This is a genomic window from Streptomyces sp. NPDC037301 (genome assembly GCF_055602785.1).
Map to the genome: position 1 here is coordinate 535,314 of NZ_JBVJWD010000002.1, position 24,742 is coordinate 560,055.

Below are 24,742 nucleotides of genomic sequence, written 5' to 3' on the forward strand. Positions count from 1 at the left end.
ACAGGGCATTTGATGCCATAGTGCGACATTCTTCAGGTGAATCACAGGTGTGATGGGTCACTTGCCTGGAAAACCATGAATATTTATGAGATTCAGCGGGTGATTCATTCGCGTCACCCAGTTGCTCATATATTTTCATTCTTTGCGCATTTTGCCCCTACTGTTCTTCACATGAACGCCTCCGACACACCGGTGCACCGCCGCAGCGCTCTGCGCGCGGGAGCAGGGGCCGCCATCGCCGGTGCCCTCACCGCCGGATGCGCGGACCGCGGCGACGCCGCCGGTACGTCGGCCAGGACCGTCCCGACCGCAGTGAGCCCGAAGAACCCCGTCACCGCGACCACCCGGCCCGCGGCCCCGCACCCCGCGCCCGCCCCGCACCGCTTCCCCGGGCAGCCGGTCCAGATCGACCACGGCCCCCGCGACCGCGCCCGCGTCGCCCTCACCTTCCACGGCCAGGGCGACCCCGCCATCGCCCGGACCGTACTCGCCGAGGCCGAACGGGCCCACGCCCGGATCACCGTCCTCGCCGTCGGCAGCTGGCTCGACGAACACCCCGAGATGGCCCGCCGCATCCTCGACGGCGGCCACGACCTCGGCAACCACACCCAGCGCCACATCGACATCTCCTCGATGGGCGAGGCCGAGGCGTACGCGGAGATCACCGGCTGCGCCCAGCGGCTGCGCCGGCTCACCGGCTCCATCGGCACCTGGTTCAGGCCCTCCCGCACCCGGTACGCCACCCCGCTCGTCCGGCGGCTCGCCGCCAGGGCGGGCTACCCGCACGTCCTCTCGTACGACGTGGACTCGCTCGACTTCACCTCTCCCGGCGCCGCGGCCGTCACCCGCAAGGTGGCCGGGGAGATCCGCAACGGATCGGTGGTGAGCCTGCATTTCGGCTACACGGACACGGTCGCCGCCCTGCCTCTCCTCCTCACCGAAATCGACCGCCGCCGACTGCGCGCGGTGACGACCACGGAGCTGCTGACGTGATGCCTACCTCCACCAAGCTCACCGCGGCCCTGCTCGGGGGCGTCCTGCTGGCGGTACTCACCGGCTGCGGTACTTCCGCCGAGAAGGGGAAAGCCGAGGCTGCCGTACCGTCCGGCAGAGCGAAGCCCGCGCTGCCCGGCATGCCACCGGTGCTCGACGCCAAGGACGTCTACGCGGCCGACCGGCCGGGGAAGCTCTCCCCGGTCGTCAAGGACTTCCCGTCCCGGGTGTACGTCCCCAACACCAACTCCGACACGGTGTCGGTGATCGATCCCGCGACGTACAAGGTCATCGAGACCATCAAGGTCGGCCGCCAGCCGCAGCACGTCGTCCCGTCCTGGGACCTGAAGACCCTCTGGGTCAACAACGACATCGGTGACAGCCTCACGGCCATCGATCCGGCCACCGGGAAGGTGAGCCGCACGGTGCCCGTCTCCGACCCGTACAACCTCTACTTCACACCGGACGGCAAGTACGCCGTGGTGATGGCCTCGATGGACCGCCAATTGGTCTTCCGTGACGCCCACACCATGAAGACGGCCAGGACCATCCCGGTCAGCTGCGAGGGCGTCAACCACGCCGACTTCTCCATGGACGGCCGGTACTTCATCGTCTCCTGCGAGTTCTCCGGCGAACTCCTCAAGGTCGACACGGCGCAGATGAAGGTCGTCGGCCGGCAGAAGCTGCCGTTCAAGGGAGCGATGCCGCAGGACGTGAAGCTGTCACCCGACGGCGGTACGTTCTACATCGCGGACATGATGGCCAACGGGGTGTGGGTGCTGGACGGGAAGAAGTTCACCACCCCGAAGCTGCTGCCCACCGGCAAGGGTGCCCACGGCCTCTACGTCAGCCGCGACTCCAAGGAGATGTACATCTCCAACCGGGGCGAGGGCTCCATCTCCGTCTTCGACTTCACACAGCGCAAACTGGCGAAGAAATGGCGCCTGCCGAACGGCGGCAGCCCCGACATGGGCGGAGTCTCGGCGGACGGCAAGGTCCTCTGGCTGAGCGGGCGTTACAACTCCGAGGTGTACGCGATCGACACCACCAGCGGCAAACAGCTCGCCCGGATCCCGGTGGGCAGGGGCCCGCACGGACTCGCCGTCTACCCGCAGCCGGGCCGCTACTCACTCGGCCACACCGGCGTCTTCCGCTGACGGCCCGGCGTCGGCCACGAGCCGTGACCCGGCCCCGCTGGACACTCACCCCGCGACCAACAGGGCCTCCGAGCCCACCGGACGGTAGCCCGCCGCCTGGAACGTCCGCACACTGCGGGCGTTCCCCGGCGACTGCTGAGCCCACACCACCGCGTCCGGCACCAGATGCCGGGCCGCCCGCGCCAGCCGTTCCCCCAGCCGCCGGCCGCGCGCCTCCTCGGCCACCTCGACCGCGGTCTCCCAGCGCCCCGCGACTCCCCGGCCGAGGACCACCACACCGCCGTCGGCGGACCAGACCCGCACCTCGTCGCGGTACTTCATCGCCCGCGCCACCCGAGGATGCTCCGGGTCCTCGATCTCCCGCAGCGCGATCTCCGGCTCGCCCGGCAGCGCGTCCGCGACCGTCAGCAGATCGATGGTGTTCATGTGCCGGCCGCTCCGGGCCAGCAGCGCGCTCAGGAAGTACGGATTCATCGTCGCGGCGAGCGCGTCACCGGGGGTGGCGGCCAGCACGGCCCGCACCCACAGCGGATCCTGGTCGGTGAACACCACCGAGTGCGCGGTGAACGCCAGCACTCCCGCATCCCGGGCGCAGGGCTGCCCCACCACCGTCGTGGACCCGTCCGGCGGGGGAAACCGTCCGTGCGCCGCAGCCGCCAGGATCTTTGCCAGTGCATCGTCCATCGGCGTCCCGCTCCCCGGTCCCGAACGCGGTCCGCCGGGCGGCGGACACCCCATCCATGATCGACCACCGGCCGCTGCGACCGCCACCCGTCGCGCCCGTTAATCTGACCCCCGTCAGTCAGACACTGGCCAGGCATTGGTCAGGCATTACGAAGGGGCGGAACTGTGGCAGACATCGAGTCGGCACGCAAGGCATTCCAGCGGTTCGATCTCAACGGGGACGGGCTGATATCGGCTGCCGAGTACAAGAGCGTGATGGCTCAGCTCGGCGACCCCTACGTCACCGAGCCGGTGGCCCAGGCCGTCATCAACTCGCACGACGCCAATGGCGACGGGCTGCTCACGTTCGACGAGTTCTGGGCGGCGCAGAACAAGGGCTGATGCCGGGAGGACCCCCGGCCCCCGGCCCGCGGGCCGGGGGCCGCCGCCCGCGCCGCTGCCGGCGGCCCACCGACCGGTGTCAGGTGTTCCTCCGGTACGGTGCCCAGCCGCGCAGCTCCTCGTCGCGCGGGGCGCTCACCACGGCGGGCGCTCCGGGGCCGAAGCCCATCACCGGGCGGGACGTGTCCCAGGCGGGCCAGCCGGGATCACCGGAGGCGGCGAACCGCACCCACGCCGCGTGCATCGCGTCGGCCAGCTCCTGCGGGGCGTCCTCGCCGGCCAGAGCCACCGCGTCGGGCCGGTCCAGTGTGTCGAAGACGAACGCGATCTCCAGCCCGTGACAGGCGCCGAGCCGCAGCACGGGGGACGGCCAGCCGAACTCGTAGAGATGGGTACTCCCCGAGGCGTCGGCGCGTGCATCGGCCACCCGGTTCAGCGGGACGCGCAGCAGCAGATCGGTGGCCAGCGCCCCGAGCAGCTCACCCGGAGTGGCACCGGGCCGGTTCGTGCGGTACGTACGCGCCGTGGCGCCAGGAACCTTGAACTTCAGCAGGGCCAGCCGCAGCTTGATCCTGGACAGCCGCTCCGTCAGACCGCTCGGCACGAACCAGAGCCGGTACTCCTCGCTGTTCGCGCCCATCAGCAGATCGACGTCGTTCGCGGCGCCGTCCAGCAGCGCTTCGAGCGGATCGCGGGGCAGCAGATCGCCGTCCACCACGATCTGGAACGAATTCCCGCCGGTCAGCGGGGAGCCGCCGGACGTCACCTCGGTCTGCGCCGCCAGTAGCCGCGCCGGGTCCACCGCAGCCAGTGCCCCGGCCGTCGCCGCGACCCCCAGCCGCTTCGCGATCAGCTCCGTGGTGCGGCGGGCGGCGGCGTCCAGGGGCAGCGCGGTCGGCGCACCGCTCTGCAGCACCGCACGCCGGAACAGGCCCTTGGCACGCGGGGCGGCCAGCAGGGCGGCGATGCTGATGGCCCCCGCCGACTCACCGCACACCGTGACCAGGTCCGGATCGCCGCCGAACGCCGCGATGTTGTCCCGCACCCAGGCCAGCGCCGCGAGCTGATCGAGCAGCCCCCGGTTGGCGGGCGCGTCCGGGAACACCCCGAACCCCTCAACGCCGAGGCGGTAGTTGACCGACACGAGAACGACGCCGTCACGGGCGAACGCCGCCCCGTCGTACACCGGAACGGCCGACGAGCCGTGCAGCAGCGAGCCGCCGTGGATCCAGACGAGGACGGGCAGCCCGGTACGGGCCGGGGAGGGTGTCCACACATTGAGGTTGAGGCAGTCGTCGCCCGGCACGTCGGGATCGGGCAGCAGCCGGTCCAGCGGCGGGGAGTACGGCCGCTTGGGTGCGGTCGGCCCGAACGCCACCGCTTCCCGTACCCCCTCCCAGGGCTCGGGCGGCTCCGGCGCCCGGAAGCGGCGGGCGCCGACCGGCGCGGCCGCGTACGGGATACCGCGGAAGACGGCGACGCCCTGCTCCAGCGTGCCGCGCACCGCCCCGTGGACCGTGCTGACCTGCGGCGACGTCTTGGACATGGGAGGGGGTACGGCAGCCATGAGGTGGTTTCATCCCTTCTGCGGCGTGATCGCGGACGGTGCGGTTGCTGAGAGTGCGACGGACGACGAGCCGGACGGATGGTGAGTGAGGGAGCCGCCGGGGTGCAGCACCTCCACCGGCACCGGTGACTCGATACGTACCCGCTCCGGGGGCGTGCGCGGGCGGTCATGGCGGACGTGGCTCCGGTCGTCGTCGGTCGGGGCGTCGGCGCTGGCCGGATGGATCAGGAAGAGGCGGCCGTCAGCACCCGTTTGAGGACCTTGCCGGTCGGGCCGAGCGGCAGCGTCTCGGTGAACCGCACGATCCGCGGATACTTGTGCCGCCCGAGCCGGTCCCGGGACCAGGCGATCACGTCCTCCTCCGTCACCGCACCCGCATCCGCACGCAGCACGACGACCGCGCAGACCTCCTCGCCGCGCGCCTCGTCCGGCACGCCGATCACCGCGACCTCGGAGATCGCCGGATGGCGCACGAGCACCTCTTCGACCTCACGCGGATAGATGTTGAAGCCGCCCCGGATGACCAGGTCCTTCTTCCGGTCGACGATGCTCAGGAAGCCGTCCTCGTCCCGCACCCCGAGATCCCCGGTGCGGAACCAGCCGTCGACCACGGCGGCGGCCGTCGCCTCCGGATCGTCGAGATACCCCGCGAAGACGTTGTGGCCGCGCACCACGACCTCGCCGACCTCTCCGTCCGGCAGCAGCAGCACGGCGTCCTCGACCGCCGCGTCCGCGACACCGATCTCCACGCCCCAGACCGGGTGGCCGACCGTGCCGGATCGCCGGCCGAGCTCCGGCTGGTTGAAGGTGGCGACGGGGGAGGTCTCGGTCAGCCCGTAACCCTCCAGGACCTGCGTCGCGAAGGTCTCCTCGAAGCGTTCGAGCACAGCGACGGGGAGGGCGGCGCCGCCCGAGACGGCCGCGCGCAGAGTGAGACGGGGCGTCGTGTCGTCCCGCGCCGTGGCGTCCTTCGCCGCCTCGACAAGTGCGTGATACATCGTCGGTACGCCCATGAAGACGCTCACGCCCTCGGCGGCCAGCAGTTCGAGTGCGCCCGCGCCGCTGAAGCGCGGCATGAGGACGAGCGTGGCCCCTGCCCGTAGCGTCGCGTTCATCGCACAGGTCTGCCCGTAGCTGTGGAACAGCGGCAGACAGCCCAGGACCACGTCGTCGACGTCCAGCCCCACCAGGTCGTGGGCGATCACGGACGCGTTCATCACGATGTTGAGATGGGTGAGAAGCGCACCCTTCGGCCGCCCGGTCGTGCCGCTCGTGTAGAGGATCACCGCGGTGTCGTCCGGCGCCGCGGGCTCCGGCGCGGGCAGCGCGTCACCGTCCGTCGGGACGCCGCGCACAGCCCGCACCCCTGCGGCACGCGCCCCCTCCTCGGCCACCGGCCACAGCGGACCACCACTGATCAGCGCAACGGAACCGCTGTGCCGCAGTACGTACGCCACCTCGTCGGCCACCAGCAGCCCATGCACCGGTACGACCGTCGCCCCGGCGGCGAGCGCCCCGTAGTACGCGTACAGGAAGTCCGCCGAATTGGGCAGCAGCACCGCCACCCGGTCCCCCGGACGCACCCCGGACGCCCGCAGCGCGCCCGCGCAGCGAAGCGCCCGGGCCCACAGCTCCCGGTAGGTGAGCCGTGTGTCCGAATCGACCACGGCGACGCGGTCGGGATACCTGCGGGCCGACTCACCAAGGACAGTGGCGACGCTGAGAAACATGACACGCTCCAGGAAACATGGCGTTTACACGGCTGCTGCTGCTCAGAATCAGCCGTGGGCCCGTCTCCACACAATGTGCAGATGCCCACCATGCGCATCACCCACCTGGGCAGCAGCCCCTCACAGATGTATGTGACAAGGCATCCGCCTATCGGGAGGGCGGCGCTAACCTTCCGGCATGGCGGACAATCCCGGAGCCCGGACCCCTCGCAGCGACGACCACGGCAGCGGCGGCGCCGACGGCGAGCCGCGCCGCGCCCTGGCCGTCGCCCTGGTGCCGCAGATCGACGAACTGACCCGGCGGGTCGTCGCCGACATCCACGCGCACAGCGGCACGTACGCCTCGGGCGCGCCCGTCAGCCGGGACGATCTGTGGGAGATCTGCCGCGACAATCTGCTGCGGGCACTGGAGGACTTCGGCGGACTGCCCCCCAGCGGGGGCGACTTCGAGTACGCGGCGCGCGAGACGGGACGGCGGCGCGCGGAGCAGAACGTACCGCTGGACACCGTGCTGCAGGCCTACCGGCGCGGCGGCCGGGTGATGTGGCAGGTGATGGCGGAGCACCTGCGGGCGACACGGGCCGGTGGGGCCGGGCGGGGGCAGGACCCCGTGGGCGTGGTCGCGGGCGACCGGGACACCGAGCTCGACATGGCGGGCGCCGTGTGGGAGACCATCGACCGCTACTCGCTCGTGATGGCCGAGTCGTACCGGCTGACCCAGCTGGAGATGCAGGGCCGCCAGGACACCCGCCGGGTCGCCCTCTTCGAGGCCCTCCTCGACGGGCGCGGGGACGACCCGGCGGTCGCCGCGGCGGCCTCCGTCGCGCTCGGAGTGCCGGTCCACGACCGGTACGTCATCGTCGTCGCCGCCCAGGACCCGGCCGCGCCGCCCAACCCGGCGCCCGTCCTCGACGACCACGGCATCTGGTCCTTCTGGCGGCCGAGATCGGGCCGGTACGCGGGAATCGTGCGGCTGGCCGCGGGGGAGTCCGGCGTACTGCTCGACCTGCTGCGCCACCGCACCGGTGCCACCGCGGGCGTATCACCGGAGTTCGACCGGCTCGCCCAGGCGGGCCGGGCCCTGCGGCTGGCCGAGCAGGCCCTGCGTACGCTGCCCGCCGGCAGCGGCGAGGCCGCGGCGTTCGACGACCGGCTGGCCGAGGCCCTCCTCGTCGGCCGGCCCGAGATCGCCGAGCGCATCGTCACCACGCAACTGGGCGCCGTCCTGGACACGGCGGCCGAACGCGACGCGCTGCTCAGCACGCTGCGGGTCTGGCTCGACAGCGGCTGCTCGGCGGCGCGTGCCGCCGAGCTCCTCTACTGCCACCGCAACACGGTCCTCAACCGGATCGGCCGGATCGCCGAACTCACCGGACGTTCCGCGGAGTCGGGCGAGGCGCGGCTGGGGTGGGCACTGGCCCTCAGGGCGTTGCCGCTGCGGGGCGCCGATGGCGAACCGGCGCCCACGGAAGACTGCGTGGGCTAGAGACGAGCACTCCGGAGACCCTGCCGACGACGGCCGGAGGCGGCGCGGAGGCCGGAGACCCGCCGTTGGGCCTCCGGAGACCTGCCTCCCGCCTCCGGCCCCGTGCCATGCTCTGCCGGTCCGATCAGGCGGCGAAGTACCGTGACAGCGACTTCCGTTCGTCGATCTCCACCAGATCGGGACGGGTGTAGCGTTCCGCGCGGGCGTGGTAGTCGAAGTCGCCCCGGACCAGCCCGCGGTAGTCCTGCACGCACCGCTCCAGTGCGGCCCGGGTGCGGCCGTGGATTCCGGCCGCCTCTATTTCGTCGACCAGTTCCTTCTCGGCGCGCTGCACCCGTTCCGCTATCTGAGCGAGCTGCACCCCGGCCTCGTCGACGGCTTCCTGGAGGGTGAATCCGCTGTCGCGCTGAATGAGCCGTACCGCATTGTGCTCGTAACCGAGCAGTGCCTCCTTCTCGAAGGAGCAGATGTCGTTGCAGAGCCCCGAGTGATCGGTTACGGCGTTGCGCAGGGCGATATACGCGGGAAGGCTCCGGGCCGATTCCGGAAGATCGATCCCGGCGGTGATCTCATGCAGATCGAGGAAGGGCTGCATGGCCACCGAATCCCGGCGGTGCTTCACGAATTCGTTCCTGGTCGGCACCTGCCCGGCGGCCCGTTCCACCGCTTCGGCGTAGTAGGTCCACAGCCAGGAGACCGTGTCCCGCCGGAACTGCCGGATCCAGCGTGGCGAACGGTCGTGGTACGTCCGGGCCCGCAGGCCCACGAGTGCGTGCTCCATGGCGCCGCGCGGCTGTTCGCCGTCGAGTACGGCGACCAGCCGGTCGATCGCCGCCTCGCACATGCGGGGATCACGTCCGGCGGGGCCGTCGTCGAACTCGTCGTCGACGAGGAAGGCCCAGAAGAGCCACTGGCAGAAGAGATCGAGATGCTGCTGTGAAGCAGTGGGAAATATGAGGGATATCCAGAGTTCGGGCCTGGTCCGGATCATCTTCTTCCGGGCCATCGGGGAGAGTGCGAGACCATTGGATTCGGCCCATTCCCAAGCGGCCTTCCCGGTCTCCTCGATGCCGGGATTGCATCCCGCGCTCTGGAACGGCATATGAAACTCTGGCAGCGCAATCTGGCTCATTGGTGCCCCTCGTCGAGACGATGCGGATGAACGATACGTACGGGGATCCGATCGAATTCACGCGTCGGCGCCAGTACGCATCGGGGTGCGGGCCGCCCGCTCCCGCCCGGCCCTGGCCAGAGGGTCACCGTGCGAGATGAGCCGGTCATCCCTGCTCACTCTCCTCCGCCGGGGGTCGGGGCATCGGGGCCGGGCTCGCGGGCCCGCGGTGGCAAGCGCTCTTGGCTCAGGACGGTGGCATCACCATGCGTGACCCACAGTCAACCGTTCCTGGGCAGTGAGCAGGGGCGAGCCCGCCCCGCTGGCACGCCCCGAACGGTCTTGGGCGCGCCGGTCCTCCGCTTTCGCATCCTGGGCGGCGACGCATATCCCGTATGCGGTCCGTCCCAGACGGGCGGAATCCCTACGATCTGGCCATGCGGGTGTGGCCAGAGGTGACGGGGAGGCCCGAACCATCACTCCGGTGGAACGGGGGCCCCGACTGCTGACGCCACACCCGGCGTCCCAAGTCGCAACGAACACGTTACGCAGACCCCGCCGGGCATACCCACAGATCGTCACACCGTTCACTCAATCGTGCCCATGTTCGCCAAAACAAGGTGCCGGCCCAACAGTTGTGAACCCAACTGCCTGATCGTCATGGAACGAGTGAACATCTCTGAGCAGTTGGTGATCTCTTGGGGCGATCGCTGTGCCGACGGCGCAGACGCCTGCGAAATTCGTCGATTTCAGGCCGGTCCGGCGCCGTTCCCCACCAGGGCCCGCACGCGCCTGCGGGCCCCTGGGCCGCACTTCCTGACCGGGGTCAACTCCACGGTGCTGAAGCAATCGAGCGCCTCAGAGCTGTGGAGAGGCTGTGGCAGAGCCGTCGGCGGTCCGGTGCAGGCAATGAGGTGCAGAGAAGGAGCGCTCGACCCAGCCGTGGAGGGCAAGGGGTCTTCTCGGCACGACCGGGTTCCCGAGGATCTTCAGTCGATCCTCACTCCGTGTGCACGATCGCAAAAAGCGGCGACCGTTCGATCGCCGCCGGATGGTCCGGGGATGGTTACGGGCGGAGGCGCTTCTCCGCCTCGGCCTGCTCGACCAGCTCCGGATACGGGTCGTCCTCCTCCAGCCCCGACCCGTGGAGGAGGGATGCCGACCACGGAATCGGGCACGGCGGGGCGTGATCGGGGTCCGGGCACAGCAGCCTGGCGATGTGTTCCTCGATCTCTTCGGCCTGCTGCCGAGTGGCGTAAATGCCCAGTCGCACTTCCCAGACGCTCGGGTTCTCAGACATCGCTCACGTCCCGGATCGGCGGAGAGAAGAGGGGGGCGAAACGGCTCGCCCTGCTCCTGACGCTAGCAGGTGCGCTTGGCGTCGCGGTGGCGCTTGTAGCGGCCCGAGCATCTCGACGACAACTCGAACGCCGCGTCGATCCGCCCGGGTTCGGTCGCCGCGACCCTGTCGAAGAGCAAGCCGCGGCGAGGGTGCCACGAACCCCAGGTGGGTCGCCCGTCCGCGCGGGATCCCCAGGGGCCTTTCAGGGACTTTCACGTCTGTCCCGGGCAGGTTCCGGACCCGGCGCTGCTCAGCCGCTCCCTCACCCCGCCGAGCAGCCGGGCCCGCTGCTCGGGATCGCGTGCAAGCTCCGCTCCGACCAGCGCCATTGCCGCAGCCCCGTCGAGCACCGCCGAGTCGGCGGAGGGCGACGCTCCGTGCTCCGCGAACTCGGCTGTGTGGTGGGCGGCGTCGCCGACCTCGTAGCCGATGGTCGGGTGGATCGCCGGCAGCACCTGCGAAACGTTGCCCATGTCGGTCGACGCGATGTGCTCACCCGCGCGTGACACCGGGGTCCGCCCCAGGGCCCTGAGCGCCCGGACATACGCGCCGGTCATGAACTCGTCCTGCCGCAGGTCGGCGAACTCCTCCCCGCACGGAGCGATTTGCAGCTTCGTCCCGGTGGCGAGCGCGCCGGCCTCCAGACAGGCCCGGACCCGGGCCTGCGCCCGGCGAAGCCGGGTCACCGAGCCGGCCCGGATCTCCACCGCCCCCTGCGTATGCGCGGGAATGACGTTGGGCGCCTGTCCGCCCTCGGTGACGATGAAGGAGACGACCAGCCCCGGCTCAAGCTGCTGCCGCAACAGCCCGACTGCGTGGTAGGCCACCGAGATCGCGTCGAGCGCGTTCGCGCCCTCCCACGGCGCGGTCGCGGCGTGGGAGGGCCGGCCGGTGTAGTCCGCGGTCCACTGGGCCATGGCCAGTGAGGAACCGTCGACCTCGTCCTGCCCGCCGGCGTGAACCATCATCGCGGCGGCGACATCGTCGAAAACCCCGGCCCGCAGGAGAATCGCCTTGCCGCCTCCGGCTTCCTCCGCAGGCGTGCCGATGAGCTTGACGCGGATGCCCAGCTCGTCGGCGACCGCGGCCAGGGCCAGCGCGCCGCCGGTCGCGGCGGCGCCGTTGACGTTGTGCCCGCACGAGTGTCCGATCCCGGGCAGGGCGTCGTACTCGGCGCAGAAGCCGATCGTCAGGTCGCCGGTCCCGCGCGTGGCGGTGAACGCCGTGTCCAGACCGCCGACGCCCCGCTCGACGGTGAACCCGGCGGCCGCGACGAGGTCGGCGATCTTGGCGCAGGACCGATGCTCCGCGAACGCCGGTTCCGGTTCTCGGTGCAGGCTGTGGCTGAGCTCTACGAGCCCGTCGGACCAGCGGTCGACTGCATCCGCGATCGCGGCCGCGATGTCGGTCGGCACACCGGCGTGTTCGGTGTTCACCGGGACTCCTCTCGCTTGCGGTAGCACAGGCCCAAGCCCGCGCCGGCGACCGCGACACCGGCGCATACGGACCACAGCCAGGTGTACGCGTGCAGGGTCACGCCCGCCGAGGTCTGGTGGGCCGACATGATCGCGCCCACGACGGACGCTCCGATGGCCGCGCCGAACGACAGCGCGAGCTCATTGATGCCCGCCGCCATGGCGGTGTCCCTCTCCGGGACGCACTCGACGCACAGTGCGCGGGTCGATGCCTGGTAGCCGCCGAAGCCGAGGCCGAGCAGCGCGATCGCGGCGAGATACTGCGGCGCCGTGTGGTGCCACACCAACAGGCTCAGGAACGACGCGGCGATGACGACGCCGGAGAGCGCGAGCGTGTGGCGCTCGCCGAACTTGCGCAGCAGCGCCGCGGTGGAGAGGGAACTGCCGAGGGCGAAGACGTTGAGCGCGAGCGCGACCAGTGCGATCGCCTGCGGCCCGTAGGCCAGCCCGAACCCGGCCTTGTCGGGCGAGGAGCCCAGGAAGACGGCGTTCGCGCCGAAGAAACCGATGGTGGAGAACGCCAGGCAGAACGTGACCCCCGAGACGATGGCAACGGGGGGATCGACCAGCATCCGCAGGTTGACGAGCGGGGTCGTCGCCCGCGCCTCGACAGCGATCCAGGCGGCCAGGGCGAGCAGCCCCCCGGCCATCGAGCCGACCGTGCGGGCCGAGGTCCAGCCCCAGCTGCCGCCGAGCGAGAGCGCGGCCACCACGCCGATGAGGCCGAGTGCCAGCAGCGCGAACGCTCCGAGCGGCAGGCGCTCGCCGGTGGGCGGAGCCCCGTCCGGGAGCAGCAGGCCCGCGATGACGGCCAGGACCGCGAACGGCACCGCGACCCACAGACCCAGGGCCGCGGAGTGCTCGCTGAGCGTGCCCGAGATGACGCCGCCGACGCCCACCGAGGCGGTCAGCGAGCCGACGAGGAGGCCGACCCCTGAGCGGCGGTGTTCCGGCGCCCGGTGCCTCAGGACGCCGATGAGCAGAGGCATGAAGCCGACGACGGCGGCCTGGAGCACGACGCCGACGGAGATCGTGAGCTGGCTCGGCCAGGCCGCCATCAGCAGAGATCCGACGGTGACGAGCGCGATGGACACCCGTAGGAAGAGGCGGTGGCCGTATGTGTCGCCGAGTTTGGCGAGCAGGGGTGTCCACACGGCGAAGGCGAGCTGGGACAACAGGTAGATCCGGGTCTGTCCCGCGTCGGTGATGTGCAGGGCGCTGCCGAGCGAGGGCAGGAGCGGCGTGAGGTAGCCCTGGGTCACGCCGCTCAGCAGCTCGACGAGGGCCATCGAGCCCAGGAGCACCTTGACGGGAGAGTGCCGCTGCGCGACCGCTTGCTCCCGCTGTGGTGGCTTTGTCCGCATCATTGACCTCGACTTCGATGTCGTTTGGAACCTGGGTACGTGGGCGGCCCGCTCCACACTGTGGGTGACGCGCATCACCCAACTCGTCAACTGGCCCATATTTGACACAGCGGGACGCCAGACTGCCCGATATGAACACTCGCCCCGGGTCGGAACTCGACATCTCGCTCATCGACGCGCTCCAGCTGAACCCTCGTGCCGACTGGGCCGAGCTGGCCGGGGCGCTGTGCCACTCGCCGAAGACGTTGGCCAGAAAGTGGAGTGCGCTGTCCGAGCGCGGTCTGGCGTGGATTGCGATCGGCCCGGGCCCGGCATTCGTCCGCCACGGGTGTGCGGCGTTCCTGGTTGTCAGCTGCCGGCCGCACGCCAAGCGCGATGTCGCCGCAGCGCTGATCGCCGAGCCCGCCGTGGTCTCGGTGTCCGCGACGTCGGGCGGGGCGGACTTCCTGCTCGACGCCTTCGCGCCGGGCCTCGACGACCTGGCCCGACTGCTGAGTGAGCGGATCGAGACCATCGGCGGGATCGTCTCCGTGACGACGCTGGTCGCGCTGGCGACCTATCGGGAGGGGTCGCGGTGGCGGGTGCAGGCGCTGGACCTGCAGCAGTCCGCCCTGCTGACACGGCCGCAGGTCGGGGCGCCTCGCAGGTCGGGTCCCTCGCTCGACGATCTCGATCGCCTTCTGCTCGAGGCGCTGTCGCGCGACGGGCGGCAGTCCTGGACGGACCTCGCCGACCGGTGCGGAACGACTGGACCCACTGCCCGGCGCCGCGTAGGGAAGATGATCGATTCCGGCCGGATCGCCCTGCGCTGTGAAGGCGCGAACGCCCTTGTCGGGCCGATCGTCCCGACCACGTTCATGATCTCGGTGCCGCCGGACGAGGTGAACCGGGTCGGCGAGGTGCTCGGCAGGATTCCGAAGTGCCGGGTCCTGGAAGCGATCACCGGACCGTCGAACATGCTGCTGACGATGTGGTTCCGCAGTACCGCCGAGATCGCGCCCTTCGAGGCCGCGCTGGTCCGCGAGCTCCCGTCCATCGTCATCGCGGACCGATTCGTCAGCCTCCGGACGTACAAGCGGGGAGGTCACATCCTCGATGCGGAGGGGCGGAGTACCGCGTTGATCCCGCTGGCGTCGATCTTTGCCGGGCCGAATTGACCGGGCGACGGGCGGTGCTGCGGGACGCGCCGGTCCGTCCGGGGCGATGGGACACGCCGGTACCGCGACTCCTGCGTCAGCGCAATCGCACCGCCCTTGGAGGCAGCCACGTGACCGGCCGGGCCGACTCAGGTGAGCGCGGCCACGACCCGGCTCGGTGGCTCGAACCCGTGTCCCTCGCCGATCACGTCGTTCCCCTCCCGCCGAAGGCGGCGACGCGTCGCCGGTTCATCGGCCACCTTCGTGCGCGCCGTGGAGAGCACCCCAGAGCACCGGGGTCGGCCGCACCTTGCCGTCGAGGCCGTCACTCGTCAACCACTCGTGTACCCGGTCCATTGTTTCGCGCGGTGGGACGGCGAGCTCGTTTCCCGCCGCGCGGTCGCCCGGCTTCGCAGTCGCGTCCATGCCGACCTTCGTCACGGTGCCATCCTGCTGCATGGGCACGTTGCGGTCGCACGGGACGGCCGGCACCAGGACGAGGTCCCGCTCCCAGCGCATCCGGCTGGTGCGGGCCCATTGGACGTGTTCGGCGTCCCAGACGTCGACGTCCGAGTCGACGACGGTGACCTGCTTGATCATGCTCACGGCGGCGAAGCAGCCGAGGATCGCGCGTTTGGCCTGCTTCCGCTGTTCCGGAGGCAGAGCGACGACGACGTCCACGCGCCCGCCCCCGGAGAGAGTCACCGCGAGATCGGTGGCCCGACAGCCGAATCCGAGCAGCGCATGCCGCAAGCCGGCGGCGATCGGCAGCGCACCGAGGAAGGAGTGCTCGGCGGCGAGGCCCGGGAGGATCACCTGGACCGAGGCGTCGGCCCGCCTGGTCACTGCGGTGACCTCGAGGGTGCACCCGTCGCCGTAGTCCTCGTACATGCCGTGGTATTCGCTCACCAGGCCCTCGTGGACCGGCCGGTCTACCCGCAGCACACCCTCGATGACCACCTCCGCGTCGGCGGGCACGAGCACGTCGCTCGTCGTGGCCCTGACGACCCGGACGGGCTCGCCCAGCAGGTGACCCGCGTGCTCCAATTCGTCGTCCCCGAGGCCGAGATAGAAGCACGCCGCCAGCTGGATGGCGGGGTGGCTGCCCAGCGTGACCGCGACGGGCAGGCCGCGTCCCGCGGTCGCCGCCGAGCGCGCGAGGGCACTGAGGTGGTGGTTGGGGGCGATCCCGACGAACCCTGTCGTCTCTTCCAGCGGCTTGATCCGGGCGTAGGAGGCGTTGCGGTGACCGGTGACCGGGTCGTAGGCGACGATCATTCCCGCGGTGATGTACCCGCCGGAGTCCTTCTCGAAGAATGTGGGCGTGACGACCTCGTGCCAGACGTCTGCCGCGGGGAAGCGGAGCTCCTGGCACGGGGCGACCGTGACCTCCTCGGTCGGCTGCCGGGAAGCGATGGCCGCGGACAGTGCGTCCAGAATGCCGGACTTCGGCACCCCCAACGCTGCCGCGATCCGTTCGCGATCGGTCAGCACATTGCCGACGACGGGCAGCGTCGAACCCCTGACGTCGGTGAACCGCACCGCGGGGCCCCGGTCCAACAGCGCGAGCACGCCGCCGAGTTCGAACCGCGGGTCCACCGGCCGGTCGATGTCGACGAGCTCCCCGCGGCGCGCAAGGGCCTCGACGAGGCCGCGCATCGACTGATCGCCCCCACGGCCCGCGCCGGCCCCGACCTCGGCGTCCGGGCCTGTCGAATCTTCTTCCATGTCCGCGTCCTTCGAAACTCGTCCACACCGTACGCAACCCGGTCGATCCGGTCCGACCGGTTGCCGATTGTCGGTCCCGACGACGGAGCGGTCCACATGATTCCCGATCTGCGGGAATCATGTTTTCGCGCCGCCGGCAGGGTGCCACCTTTGCCTGCCATGGAAGCAACTCACGGCCGGCCGGACGCCGACCTCGTCATCACCGGAGTGGTGCCACTCGGCGAGGGCGCCTTCCGACGCGGGTGGGTCGCCGTCACCGACGGCCTGATCACCGGCGTCGGTCCCGGCCGACCGCCGGTCCCGGGCACACGGCGGATCGATGCCGGCGACTCCTTCGTCCTGCCGGGCGCGGTGGACGCCCATGTGCACTCCTACTCGCATTCCGGGGAGGGACTGCGGGCCTCCACGTCGGCGGCGGCCGCCGGCGGAGTGACCACGATCGTCGAAATGCCCTTCGACGCGACCGGCCCGATCCACACCACCGAGCGCCTCGACGCCAAGCTGGCGAAGGTCGCGGAGGAGGCGGTCGTCGACGTCGCACTGCTCGGCACCCTCGCCCCGGGAGGGGGATGGCGTCGCGCCGAGGAACTGGTCGGCGCGGGAGTGGTCGGATTCAAGGTGTCGCTGTTCGACACCGACCCTTTCCGGTTCCCGCGCATCTCCGACGCCGAGCTGCTGAGCGTGATGAAGGCGGTCGGCGAGGCCGACTCCGTGCTGTGCGTGCACGCCGAGAACAACGAGATCATCCAGGCGCTGCTGGCCGACGAACGCCATCGCGCCGCCTCGGACCCCCGCGTGCACGGCAGGACCCGGCCGCCGGTGTCGGAGACGCTCGGCGTGCTCACCGCCATGGAGATCGCCGCGCACCAGGGCAACGCGCTGCACCTGTGCCATCTGTCGCTGGGCCGCTCGGCCGACCTGGTGCGCTGGTACCGGGAGCAGGAGGTCGACATCACCTTCGAAACCTGCCCGCACTACCTGGTCTTCACCGAGGACGACATGCTCGAGCAGCGTGGCCGGTTGAAGATCAACCCACCGCTGCGGGACGAGGCGAGCCGGGACGCGATGTGGCGGGCGGTCAGTACCGGTCCGGCCGCGGTCATCTCCTCCGATCACGCTCCCTGGCCGCTGGAGTTCAAGGACCATCAGCGAATCCTGGACAACCATTCCGGAGTCCCCGGCACCGAGACGCTGGTGGCCACCACACTCGGTGCGTGCCTGCGCCGCTACGGGGCCGGCCCGGAGTTCTCCCGGGTCGTGGCCGCTCTCACCAGCAACCCGGCCGAGCGATACGGCATCGGACATCGCAAGGGCCGGCTCGCGCCCGGATACGACGCCGATATTCTCGTCCTCAGCCCGACCGAGGACTGGCGGATCGACGGCTCGGCCCAACACTCCAATGCTGGGTGGAGCCCCTACGACACATATGTCCCCGGCGCTCGGGTCGCACTGACGCTCAGCCGCGGCACGGTCGTCTGGGATGCCGACAAGGGACTCACCGGCTCCCCGGGCCGCGGGCTGCAGGTGCGTCGGAGGTGACCATGACGATCGAGCGGCCGCCGGCCGGTGAGCTCTCGTCCCTGGCCCGCGGAATGCGGATTCTCGAGTTCATCCAGGACCGGGGGCAGGCGCAGGTGGCCGAAGTGGTCGAAGCACTCGCAATCCCGACGTCATCGGCGTATCGCTACATTCGGCTGCTGAAAAGCGCGGGTTTCCTCGCAGAGGTCAACGGCACACTGCTGCCGACGGATCGGCTCACGGACCGCTTGGTCGACCGGAGCGAGCACCTGGTGGACATCGCCCGTCCGGTGCTCACACGGCTGCTCCGCCGCAGCGGGCTCGACGTCGCGCTCACCGTGCGCGTGCACACCGCGGCGTTGTGCCTCGACACCCGGCGCGGCGGATCCGGTGGCGTGGCGCTGCATCCCGGCGAGGTCCTCGCGCTGTACTCGGGGGCCAGCGCGACCCCGCTGCTGGCGACCGCCCCGGAGGCGGTGCGCCGGCAGGTCCTGCAAGGCAGGCTGCAGCGGTTCACCGCCGCCACCCCGGACGCCGCCGCCCTGCGGGAGGAGCTCGCCGGTATCCGCCGACGCGGTTACCACGTGACGCACGGCTGGCTGACCCCTGGCATGAGCGCGCTCGGGGTACCGGTGATCGTCGCCGGTTCGTGCCTGTGCACGGTGTCCCTGGTGGGCCGGCATGCCGAACTCGCCGACGTGACCGGGCCGCTGGCGCTGCTGCGCACCGCAGTCGACGAGATCGGCGCCGGCCTTCCGTACGCGGTGTCCCGCGCCTGGCTGTCGCCGGACGCAGAGGGCTCGCTCGGCGAAATCTGAATCCCCCTCAGGTCGGGGCGACCACAGATGCCCCGGAACGCACGTTGATGGCAAGGAGACTCGATGCGTGAAAATACTGCCGCAGCCGCCCGCTGTGGTGCGCTCGGCGACGGCCGGAAGCAGGGCGCATGATCAGCGACCCGGAGCTCATCACACCGAATGTCGAGCGACTGTCCGAACGGTTCGCCGCCCTCGCCGAGTTCCACGACTCGACGGTGCCCGGGTGGAGCCGGGAGGTGTTCTCCGAGCCGTACCGCGCCTCCCGCGACTGGGTACGGCGGCAGATGGCCGACGCCGGGCTCGACCCGGTGATCGACGCGGCCGGGAACATCGTCGGCAAACTGCCCGGACGCCGTGGCGGGGGGCCCGCCCTGGTCACCGGGTCGCATACCGACACGGTGAGTCAGGGCGGGCGCTTCGACGGGATCGTGGGCGTGCTCGCGGGGATCGAGGTCGCGCAACGGCTCCGGGAGACCGGCACCCGGCTGGAGCATGACCTGACGGTCGTGGACTTCCTCGGCGAGGAAGCCAATGACTTCGGTATCTCCTGCATCGGTTCCCGGGCTGTCACCGGGGTGCTGCGGGCCGGGCACCTCGACCGCGTCGATGGAGCCGGAACCCGGCTGGGGGACGCTGTCACCGGTTTCGGACTGGATCCACAGCGGATGCTGCGGCAGGCCTGGCGCCCGGCTGATGTGCACGCCTACGTCGAGTTGCACATCGAGCAGGGGCCGCTGCTGGAACGATCCGGCACGAGCGTCGGCGTGGTGACCGCGATAGCCGGGATCGACCGGCTGCTGCTGCGCTTCGCCGGCCAGTCCGGACATGCGGGTACCACCGCGATGGACGAACGGCACGATGCGCTGGTCTCCGCGGCTGCGGCCGTGCTCACTGTCGAGCGGGTCGGTTGCGGGGCGCCGGTGCACGGCGTGGCAACCCCGGGCTGTATCGAGTCGAGCCCCGGCTCGATGGGGGTGATCACCGATCAGGCCCGGCTGTGGGCGGAACTGCGCAGCGTGGATGGCTCCTGGCTTCGCGGTGCGCGCAAGCAGATCGTCGATGAGGTGGTGGCGGAGGCCCGGCGCCGCGGCGTGCAGGTGGATGTCGACCACCTCACCGATCAGGACCCGGTACCCACCGCGGAGCCGGTGCAGGACGTGATCGGCCGGTCCGCGGACGCACTCGGCCTCTCCTGGCGGGCGGTGCCCTCCGGTGCGGGGCACGATGCCGCGCACCTGGCCCGGCTGGCGCCGATGGGCATGATCTTCGTCCCCTCGGCGAACGGGCGCAGCCACTGCCCCGAGGAGTTCACCGCGATCACCGACATCGAGCAGGGGGTGCACGTACTCGCGAGCACCCTGATGTCGCTGGATCGCATGTCGCTCACCCCGTAGCCGTGGCGCCGCCCAGCCCGGGACTTCGAGGCGGCGCGGCGGCGTCGCCACTGCCCGGTAGCGGCCACTTCGCCGGGGTCAGCACTCGATGATGTTCACCGCGAGCCCGCCCCGCGCCGTCTCCTTGTACTTCACGCTCATGTCCGCGCCCGTCTCCTTCATGGTCTTGATGACCTTGTCGAGGGAGACCTTGTGGCTGCCGTCGCCGCGCAGCGCCATCTTCGCCGCCGTGACGGCTTTGACCGCGGCCATGCCGTTGCGCTCGATGCACGGGATCTGGACGAGACCGCCGACCGGGTCGCAGGTCAGGCCGAGGTTGTGTTCCATGCCGATCTCGGCGGCGTTCTCGACCTGCTCGGGGGTGCCGCCGAGGACCTCTGCGAGGGCGCCCGCGGCCATGGAGCAGGCGGAGCCGACCTCGCCCTGGCAGCCGACCTCGGCGCCGGAGATGGAGGCGTTCTCCTTGAAGAGCATGCCGATGGCTCCGGCGGCGAGGAGGAAGCGGACGACGCTGTCCTCCTTCTCGGCCTCGGTAGCGCCGCCCGCGGCGAAGTTCATGTAGTAGTGCAGCACGGCCGGGATGATGCCGGCTGCGCCGTTGGTCGGGGCGGTGACGACGCGGCCACCCGCGGCGTTCTCCTCGTTGACCGCCATCGCGTAGAGGGTGATCCACTCCATCGCGTGGGCCTGCGGGTCGCCCTCGGCGCGCAGCTGGCGTGCGGTGTTCGCGGCGCGGCGGCGGACCTTCAGGCCGCCGGGCAGGATGCCCTCGCGGGACATGCCGCGCGAGATGCACGCCTGCATGACGCGCCAGATGTCCAGCAGACCGGAGCGGATCTCGTCCTCGGTGCGCCAGGCGCGCTCGTTCTCCAGCATCAGCGAGGAGATCGACAGTCCGGTGTCCTTCGCGAGCCGCAGCAGTTCGTCGCCGGTGCGGAAGGGGTGCTTGAGCACGGTGTCGTCGAGAACGATCCGGTCCTCGCCGACCGCGTCCTCGTCCACGACGAAGCCGCCGCCGACGGAGTAGTACGTCTTCTCCAGGAGCGGGGCGCCCTCGCGGTCGTACGCGAAGATCGTCATGCCGTTGGCGTGGTACGGCAGTGCCTTGCGGCGGTGCAGGATCAGCTGCTCGTCGGCGTCGAAGTCGATCTCGTGCATGCCGAGGAGGTTGAGCCGCCCGGAGGTGCGGATCGCGGCCACCCGGTCGTCGGCGGACTCCACGTCGACGGTACGGGGCGACTCGCCCTCCAGACCGAGCAGGACGGCCTTGGGGGTGCCGTGGCCGTGACCCGTCGCCCCGAGCGAGCCGTACAGCTCGGCGCGTATCGAGGCGGTGTGGGCGATGAGGCCCTCGTTCTTCAGCCGGCGCGCGAACATATGGGCGGCGCGCATCGGGCCGACCGTATGGGAGCTGGACGGGCCGATGCCGATCGAGAACAGGTCGAAGACCGAGATGGCCACGGGGTGACTCCTAAGGGTTGGTAGACGCCGTTGTCTGCCGGGTGATGCGGTACGGGCCGGTCGGCCCGAAGAGCAGCGGGGACAAGGGATGGGGCACCGCGCCCACTGTCCAGTGTGCGCGGTGCCCCGCCCCAAAGGTGACGAACTGTGTCCCGGATTACTTCAGGACAACCTGTGACCCGGACTACTTCAGGCCGGGATACAGCGGGAACTTCTCGGCCAGCGCGACAACGCGGGCCTTCAGGTTGTCCGCGTCGTAGGACGGCTTGAGCGCCGACGCGATGATCTCCGCGACCTCGGTGAAGTCCTCGGTCTGGAAACCACGGGTGGCCAGGGCCGGCGTACCGATCCGCAGACCCGAGGTGACCATCGGCGGCCGCGGGTCGTTCGGGATGGCGTTCCGGTTGACCGTGATGCCCAGCTCGTGCAGCCGGTCCTCGGCCTGCTGGCCGTCCAGCTCGGAGTTGCGCAGGTCGACGAGGACCAGGTGGACGTCCGTACCGCCGGACAGCACGGAGACACCGACCTCGGTGACGTCCGGCTGGACCAGGCGTTCGGCGAGGATGCGGGCGCCGTCCAGGGTGCGCTGCTGGCGCTCCTTGAACTCCTCGGTCGCCGCGACCTTGAACGAGACCGCCTTGGCCGCGATCACGTGCTCCAGCGGACCACCCTGCTGGCCCGGGAAGACCGCGGAGTTGATCTTCTTGGCGAGCTCCTGCGTCGACAGGATGACGCCACCGCGCGGACCGCCGAGGGTCTTGTGCGTGGTGGTCGTGACGACATGGGCGTGCGGCACCGGGTTGGGGTGCAGACCCGCGGCCACCAGGCCGGCGAAGTGCGCCATGTCGACCATCAGGTAAGCGCCGACCTCGTCCGCGATGCGGCGGAAGGCGGCGAAGTCCAGCTGACGGGGGTACGCGGACCAGCCGGCGACGATCAGCTTCGGCTTGGACTCCTTGGCCAGACGCTCGACCTCGGCCATGTCCACGACGCCGGTCTCGTCGACGTGGTAGGGGACCACGTTGTAGAGCTTGCCGGAGAAGTTGATCTTCATGCCGTGGGTCAGGTGGCCGCCGTGGGCCAGGCTCAGGCCCATGATCGTGTCGCCCGGCTTCAGCAGCGCGAACATCGCGGCGGCGTTGGCCTGCGCACCGGAGTGCGGCTGGACGTTCGCGGCCTCGGCGCCGAACAGCGCCTTGATGCGGTCGATGGCGATCTGCTCGACGACGTCGACGTGCTCACAGCCGCCGTAGTAGCGGCGGCCGGGGTAGCCCTCGGCGTACTTGTTGGTGAGGACGGAGCCCTGGGCCTCCATGACCGCGACCGGAGCGAAGTTCTCCGAGGCGATCATTTCGAGGGTGGACTGCTGACGGTGGAGCTCGGCGTCGACAGCGGCGGCGACGTCCGGGTCCAGCTCGTGGAGGGAGGAGTTGAGAAGCGACATCAGGTGGTCCCTTTGGGTCTCAGTTGCCGGAGAACTCGGTGTACTCGTCGGCGGAGAGCAGGTCCTTCGGCTCCTCCGCCATACGTACCTTGAACAGCCAGCCGCCCTCGAAGGGAGCGGAGTTCACCAGCGACGGGTCGTCCACGACGTCCTGGTTCGCGGCGGTGACCTCACCGGTCACCGGCGAGTACAGGTCGCTCACCGACTTGGTCGACTCCAGCTCACCGCAGGTCTCGCCCGCGGTCACCGTGTCACCGACCTCGGGGAGCTGGGCGTAGACGACATCGCCGAGCGCGTTGGCGGCGAACTCGGTGATACCGATCGTGGCCACACCGTCCTCGACGGCCGACAGCCACTCGTGCTCCTTGCTGTAACGCAGCTGCTGGGGGTTGCTCATGACCTGAATTCTCCTGTACGCGGGGGAGTGCTGATGAACGGTGGTCTTACGGTGTGAGACGCGACTGCGTCACTTCTGAGGTGCGCGGACGTCACTTCTGGCGCTTGTAGAACGGCAGCGCCACGACCTCGTACGGCTCGTGGCTGCCCCGGATGTCCACTCCGACGCCCGCGGTACCGGGCGTGGCGTGCGCGGCGTCCACGTACGCGATGGCGATCGGCTTGCCCAGGGTGGGCGACGGGGCGCCCGAGGTGACCTCGCCGACGACCTGGCGCCCGGTCCCGCCCACGGCGACGACGGGGTAGCCGGCGCGCGGCACCCGGCGGCCCTCGGCGATCAGCCCGACCAGCTTGCGGGGCGGAGCGGTCTCGGCACGCTCGGCGGCGGCCTGGAGGGCCTTGCGGCCTACGAAGTCGCCCTCCTTCTCGAACTTCACGACCCGGCCTAGGCCGGCGTCGAAGGGGGTCAGCTCGGTGGTCAGCTCGTGTCCGTAGAGCGGCATGCCGGCCTCCAGGCGCAGCGTGTCGCGGCAGGAGAGCCCGCACGGGATCAGGCCGCGGGAGGCGCCCGCCTCGGTGAGGGCCTTCCACAGGCGTTCGGCGTGCTCGGGGGCGACGAACAGCTCGAAGCCGTCCTCGCCGGTGTAGCCGGTACGGGCGATCAGGGCGGGGACACCGGCGACCGTGCCGGGCAGACCGGCGTAGTACTTCAGACCGTCCAGGTCGGCATCGGTGACGGAGGCCAGGATGGCGGGGGACTCGGGGCCCTGGACGGCGAGCAGCGCGTACGCGTCGCGGTCGTCGCGCACCTCGGCGTCGAAGCCGTCGGCCCGCGCGGTCAGCGCGTCCAGCACGATCTGGGCGTTCCCGGCGTTGGCGACGACCATGTATTCGGTGTCGCCCAGGCGGTAGACGATGAGGTCGTCCAGGATCCCGCCGTCCTCGGCGCAGATCATCGTGTAGCGGGCGCGGCCCACGGCTACGGTGCCGATGTTGCCGACCAGCGCGAAGTTCAGGAAGGCCGCGGCCGCGGGGCCGGTGACGGTGATCTCGCCCATGTGCGACAGGTCGAAGAGGCCGGCCCTGGTGCGCACCGCGTTGTGCTCGTCGCGCTCGCTGGCGTACCGCAGGGGCATGTCCCAGCCCGCGAAGTCGGTCATGGTCGCGCCCAGCGAACGGTGCAGGGCATCGAGGGCGGTGAGACGGGGGGCGGTGCTCATGGATATGGCTCCCAGGGCATGACGACGAGGACAATCCCTCCCCATCTGTCATCGGAACCTGAGAGGTTCGCCGAGAGCCCCTGAAGGGTTCGGCTTGCACCTTGGGTGGAGCCGCAGAGCGGCCCGCTTTTCAGATCTGCCTCATCCACGCGGTACGGGGCCTGAGAGATTCAAGGGAGGAACTTGCTCCTTCGGCGCCCGGCACATGCAGTGACCGGAACTCTCCCGCGCGGATTCAAGCGGCCTTTATGCAGTTGGCCGGGCCATCATCGCATGCATCGCACTGGAGTGGGGCCCCGGTCCCGCATGGGAAATCAGCGGCGTGGACGGTTGTGCC

At 70.5% G+C, this 24,742-nt stretch carries 20 protein-coding genes and 1 riboswitch; of the genes, 8 read left to right on the forward strand and 12 right to left on the reverse strand.

From position 1 onward, the window contains the following. Positions 1-171: 171 nt before the first annotated feature. Both ACZ7IB_RS05725 and ACZ7IB_RS05730 read left to right on the forward strand, forming a co-directional pair. Positions 172-993 carry a polysaccharide deacetylase family protein gene (locus ACZ7IB_RS05725; protein ID WP_470909429.1) on the forward strand — a complete coding sequence of 274 codons (822 nt, stop codon included), beginning with the start codon at positions 172-174 and terminating at the stop codon, positions 991-993. Then, entirely contained in the window at positions 993-2,150 is a 1,158-nt protein-coding gene (locus tag ACZ7IB_RS05730; RefSeq protein ID WP_470909431.1) for a YVTN family beta-propeller repeat protein, read from the forward strand. Before ACZ7IB_RS05725 ends, ACZ7IB_RS05730 begins: the two co-directional genes overlap by 1 nt. A gap of 45 nt (positions 2,151-2,195) precedes the next feature. On the opposite strand, the gene ACZ7IB_RS05735 is transcribed toward ACZ7IB_RS05730, so the two are convergent. Then, entirely contained in the window at positions 2,196-2,834 is a 639-nt protein-coding gene (locus ACZ7IB_RS05735) for a GNAT family N-acetyltransferase (protein WP_470909433.1), read from the reverse strand. Positions 2,835-2,999: 165 nt separating this feature from the next. Between ACZ7IB_RS05735 and ACZ7IB_RS05740 the strand changes: the two genes are divergently transcribed. After that, on the forward strand, positions 3,000-3,215 hold the full coding sequence (locus ACZ7IB_RS05740; protein ID WP_093897410.1) for an EF-hand domain-containing protein: 216 nt from the start codon (positions 3,000-3,002) through the stop codon (positions 3,213-3,215). A 79-nt stretch (positions 3,216-3,294) separates the two neighbouring features. Here the strand turns inward: ACZ7IB_RS05740 and ACZ7IB_RS05745 are convergent, their stop codons facing one another. Both ACZ7IB_RS05745 and ACZ7IB_RS05750 read right to left on the reverse strand, forming a co-directional pair. Continuing rightward, positions 3,295-4,782, reverse strand: a complete 1,488-nt coding sequence (locus ACZ7IB_RS05745) for a carboxylesterase/lipase family protein (protein WP_470909437.1) — start codon at positions 4,780-4,782, stop codon at positions 3,295-3,297. A gap of 224 nt (positions 4,783-5,006) precedes the next feature. Continuing rightward, positions 5,007-6,512 carry a long-chain-fatty-acid--CoA ligase gene (locus tag ACZ7IB_RS05750; protein ID WP_470909438.1) on the reverse strand — a complete coding sequence of 502 codons (1,506 nt, stop codon included), beginning with the start codon at positions 6,510-6,512 and terminating at the stop codon, positions 5,007-5,009. Between the two features lie 178 nt (positions 6,513-6,690). On the opposite strand from ACZ7IB_RS05750, the gene ACZ7IB_RS05755 reads away from it, so the two are divergent. Further along, positions 6,691-7,998 (forward strand): PucR family transcriptional regulator, encoded by a 1,308-nt coding sequence (locus ACZ7IB_RS05755; protein ID WP_470909439.1) that lies wholly within the window; start codon positions 6,691-6,693, stop codon positions 7,996-7,998. 124 nt (positions 7,999-8,122) lie between these two features. Here the strand turns inward: ACZ7IB_RS05755 and ACZ7IB_RS05760 are convergent, their stop codons facing one another. The 4 genes from ACZ7IB_RS05760 to ACZ7IB_RS05775 form a co-directional block, all read right to left on the reverse strand. After that, on the reverse strand, positions 8,123-9,130 hold the full coding sequence (locus ACZ7IB_RS05760; RefSeq protein WP_470909441.1) for a terpene synthase family protein: 1,008 nt from the start codon (positions 9,128-9,130) through the stop codon (positions 8,123-8,125). A 1,045-nt stretch (positions 9,131-10,175) separates the two neighbouring features. Continuing rightward, on the reverse strand, positions 10,176-10,409 hold the full coding sequence (locus tag ACZ7IB_RS05765; protein ID WP_470909443.1) for a hypothetical protein: 234 nt from the start codon (positions 10,407-10,409) through the stop codon (positions 10,176-10,178). A gap of 254 nt (positions 10,410-10,663) precedes the next feature. Then, positions 10,664-11,887 (reverse strand): amidohydrolase, encoded by a 1,224-nt coding sequence (locus ACZ7IB_RS05770; RefSeq protein ID WP_470909445.1) that lies wholly within the window; start codon positions 11,885-11,887, stop codon positions 10,664-10,666. Further along, entirely contained in the window at positions 11,884-13,215 is a 1,332-nt protein-coding gene (locus ACZ7IB_RS05775; RefSeq protein WP_470909447.1) for an MFS transporter, read from the reverse strand. The genes ACZ7IB_RS05770 and ACZ7IB_RS05775 overlap by 4 nt, the downstream gene beginning before the upstream one ends. A gap of 206 nt (positions 13,216-13,421) precedes the next feature. Here ACZ7IB_RS05775 and ACZ7IB_RS05780 point away from each other — a divergent pair, with 206 nt between their 5' ends. Continuing rightward, positions 13,422-14,447 carry an Lrp/AsnC family transcriptional regulator gene (locus ACZ7IB_RS05780; RefSeq protein ID WP_470909449.1) on the forward strand — a complete coding sequence of 342 codons (1,026 nt, stop codon included), beginning with the start codon at positions 13,422-13,424 and terminating at the stop codon, positions 14,445-14,447. A gap of 228 nt (positions 14,448-14,675) precedes the next feature. On the opposite strand, the gene ACZ7IB_RS05785 is transcribed toward ACZ7IB_RS05780, so the two are convergent. Then, the gene (locus tag ACZ7IB_RS05785) at positions 14,676-16,154 is read right to left on the reverse strand and encodes a UbiD family decarboxylase domain-containing protein (protein ID WP_470909451.1); all 1,479 of its coding nucleotides are present in this window, start codon (positions 16,152-16,154) and stop codon (positions 14,676-14,678) included. Between the two features lie 159 nt (positions 16,155-16,313). On the opposite strand from ACZ7IB_RS05785, the gene ACZ7IB_RS05790 reads away from it, so the two are divergent. The 3 genes from ACZ7IB_RS05790 (at position 16,314) to ACZ7IB_RS05800 (ending at position 19,884) form a co-directional block, all read left to right on the forward strand. After that, complete coding sequence (locus ACZ7IB_RS05790; RefSeq protein ID WP_470909453.1) at positions 16,314-17,693, forward strand: dihydroorotase; 1,380 nt, start codon at positions 16,314-16,316, stop codon at positions 17,691-17,693. A gap of 2 nt (positions 17,694-17,695) precedes the next feature. Beyond that, positions 17,696-18,490 carry an IclR family transcriptional regulator gene (locus tag ACZ7IB_RS05795; RefSeq protein ID WP_470909539.1) on the forward strand — a complete coding sequence of 265 codons (795 nt, stop codon included), beginning with the start codon at positions 17,696-17,698 and terminating at the stop codon, positions 18,488-18,490. 128 nt (positions 18,491-18,618) lie between these two features. After that, complete coding sequence (locus ACZ7IB_RS05800) at positions 18,619-19,884, forward strand: M20 family metallo-hydrolase (RefSeq protein ID WP_470909455.1); 1,266 nt, start codon at positions 18,619-18,621, stop codon at positions 19,882-19,884. Between the two features lie 78 nt (positions 19,885-19,962). On the opposite strand, the gene ACZ7IB_RS05805 is transcribed toward ACZ7IB_RS05800, so the two are convergent. From ACZ7IB_RS05805 to gcvT, 4 genes are all read right to left on the reverse strand, one after another. Beyond that, positions 19,963-21,345, reverse strand: a complete 1,383-nt coding sequence (locus ACZ7IB_RS05805) for an L-serine ammonia-lyase (RefSeq protein ID WP_470909457.1) — start codon at positions 21,343-21,345, stop codon at positions 19,963-19,965. A gap of 184 nt (positions 21,346-21,529) precedes the next feature. Next, the gene (gene glyA, locus ACZ7IB_RS05810) at positions 21,530-22,789 is read right to left on the reverse strand and encodes a serine hydroxymethyltransferase (protein ID WP_470909459.1); all 1,260 of its coding nucleotides are present in this window, start codon (positions 22,787-22,789) and stop codon (positions 21,530-21,532) included. Between the two features lie 19 nt (positions 22,790-22,808). After that, a complete protein-coding gene (gene gcvH / locus ACZ7IB_RS05815) occupies positions 22,809-23,186 on the reverse strand; it encodes a glycine cleavage system protein GcvH (RefSeq protein WP_327272806.1) in 378 nt (125 codons plus the stop codon). 91 nt (positions 23,187-23,277) lie between these two features. Next, entirely contained in the window at positions 23,278-24,405 is a 1,128-nt protein-coding gene (gene gcvT, locus ACZ7IB_RS05820; RefSeq protein ID WP_470909461.1) for a glycine cleavage system aminomethyltransferase GcvT, read from the reverse strand. 140 nt (positions 24,406-24,545) lie between these two features. Then, positions 24,546-24,643: riboswitch (glycine riboswitch) on the reverse strand. Positions 24,644-24,742 lie beyond the last annotated feature (99 nt).

Excerpts from the sequence above, each read along its gene's own strand:
- ACZ7IB_RS05800 (WP_470909455.1), top strand. The coding sequence starts at position 18,619 with ATGATCAGCGACCCGGAGCTCATCACACCGAATGTCGAGCGACTGTCC.
- glyA (WP_470909459.1), bottom strand. The coding sequence starts at position 22,789 with ATGTCGCTTCTCAACTCCTCCCTCCACGAGCTGGACCCGGACGTCGCC.
- ACZ7IB_RS05745 (WP_470909437.1), bottom strand. The coding sequence starts at position 4,782 with ATGGCTGCCGTACCCCCTCCCATGTCCAAGACGTCGCCGCAGGTCAGC.
- ACZ7IB_RS05785 (WP_470909451.1), bottom strand. The coding sequence starts at position 16,154 with ATGGAAGAAGATTCGACAGGCCCGGACGCCGAGGTCGGGGCCGGCGCG.
- gcvT (WP_470909461.1), bottom strand. The coding sequence starts at position 24,405 with ATGAGCACCGCCCCCCGTCTCACCGCCCTCGATGCCCTGCACCGTTCG.
- ACZ7IB_RS05735 (WP_470909433.1), bottom strand. The coding sequence starts at position 2,834 with ATGGACGATGCACTGGCAAAGATCCTGGCGGCTGCGGCGCACGGACGG.
- ACZ7IB_RS05725 (WP_470909429.1), top strand. The coding sequence starts at position 172 with ATGAACGCCTCCGACACACCGGTGCACCGCCGCAGCGCTCTGCGCGCG.
- gcvH (WP_327272806.1), bottom strand. The coding sequence starts at position 23,186 with ATGAGCAACCCCCAGCAGCTGCGTTACAGCAAGGAGCACGAGTGGCTG.
- ACZ7IB_RS05780 (WP_470909449.1), top strand. The coding sequence starts at position 13,422 with ATGAACACTCGCCCCGGGTCGGAACTCGACATCTCGCTCATCGACGCG.
- ACZ7IB_RS05790 (WP_470909453.1), top strand. The coding sequence starts at position 16,314 with ATGGAAGCAACTCACGGCCGGCCGGACGCCGACCTCGTCATCACCGGA.
- ACZ7IB_RS05765 (WP_470909443.1), bottom strand. The coding sequence starts at position 10,409 with ATGTCTGAGAACCCGAGCGTCTGGGAAGTGCGACTGGGCATTTACGCC.
- ACZ7IB_RS05755 (WP_470909439.1), top strand. The coding sequence starts at position 6,691 with ATGGCGGACAATCCCGGAGCCCGGACCCCTCGCAGCGACGACCACGGC.
- ACZ7IB_RS05730 (WP_470909431.1), top strand. The coding sequence starts at position 993 with ATGCCTACCTCCACCAAGCTCACCGCGGCCCTGCTCGGGGGCGTCCTG.
- ACZ7IB_RS05775 (WP_470909447.1), bottom strand. The coding sequence starts at position 13,215 with ATGGCCCTCGTCGAGCTGCTGAGCGGCGTGACCCAGGGCTACCTCACG.
- ACZ7IB_RS05795 (WP_470909539.1), top strand. The coding sequence starts at position 17,696 with ATGACGATCGAGCGGCCGCCGGCCGGTGAGCTCTCGTCCCTGGCCCGC.
- ACZ7IB_RS05760 (WP_470909441.1), bottom strand. The coding sequence starts at position 9,130 with ATGAGCCAGATTGCGCTGCCAGAGTTTCATATGCCGTTCCAGAGCGCG.
- ACZ7IB_RS05750 (WP_470909438.1), bottom strand. The coding sequence starts at position 6,512 with ATGTTTCTCAGCGTCGCCACTGTCCTTGGTGAGTCGGCCCGCAGGTAT.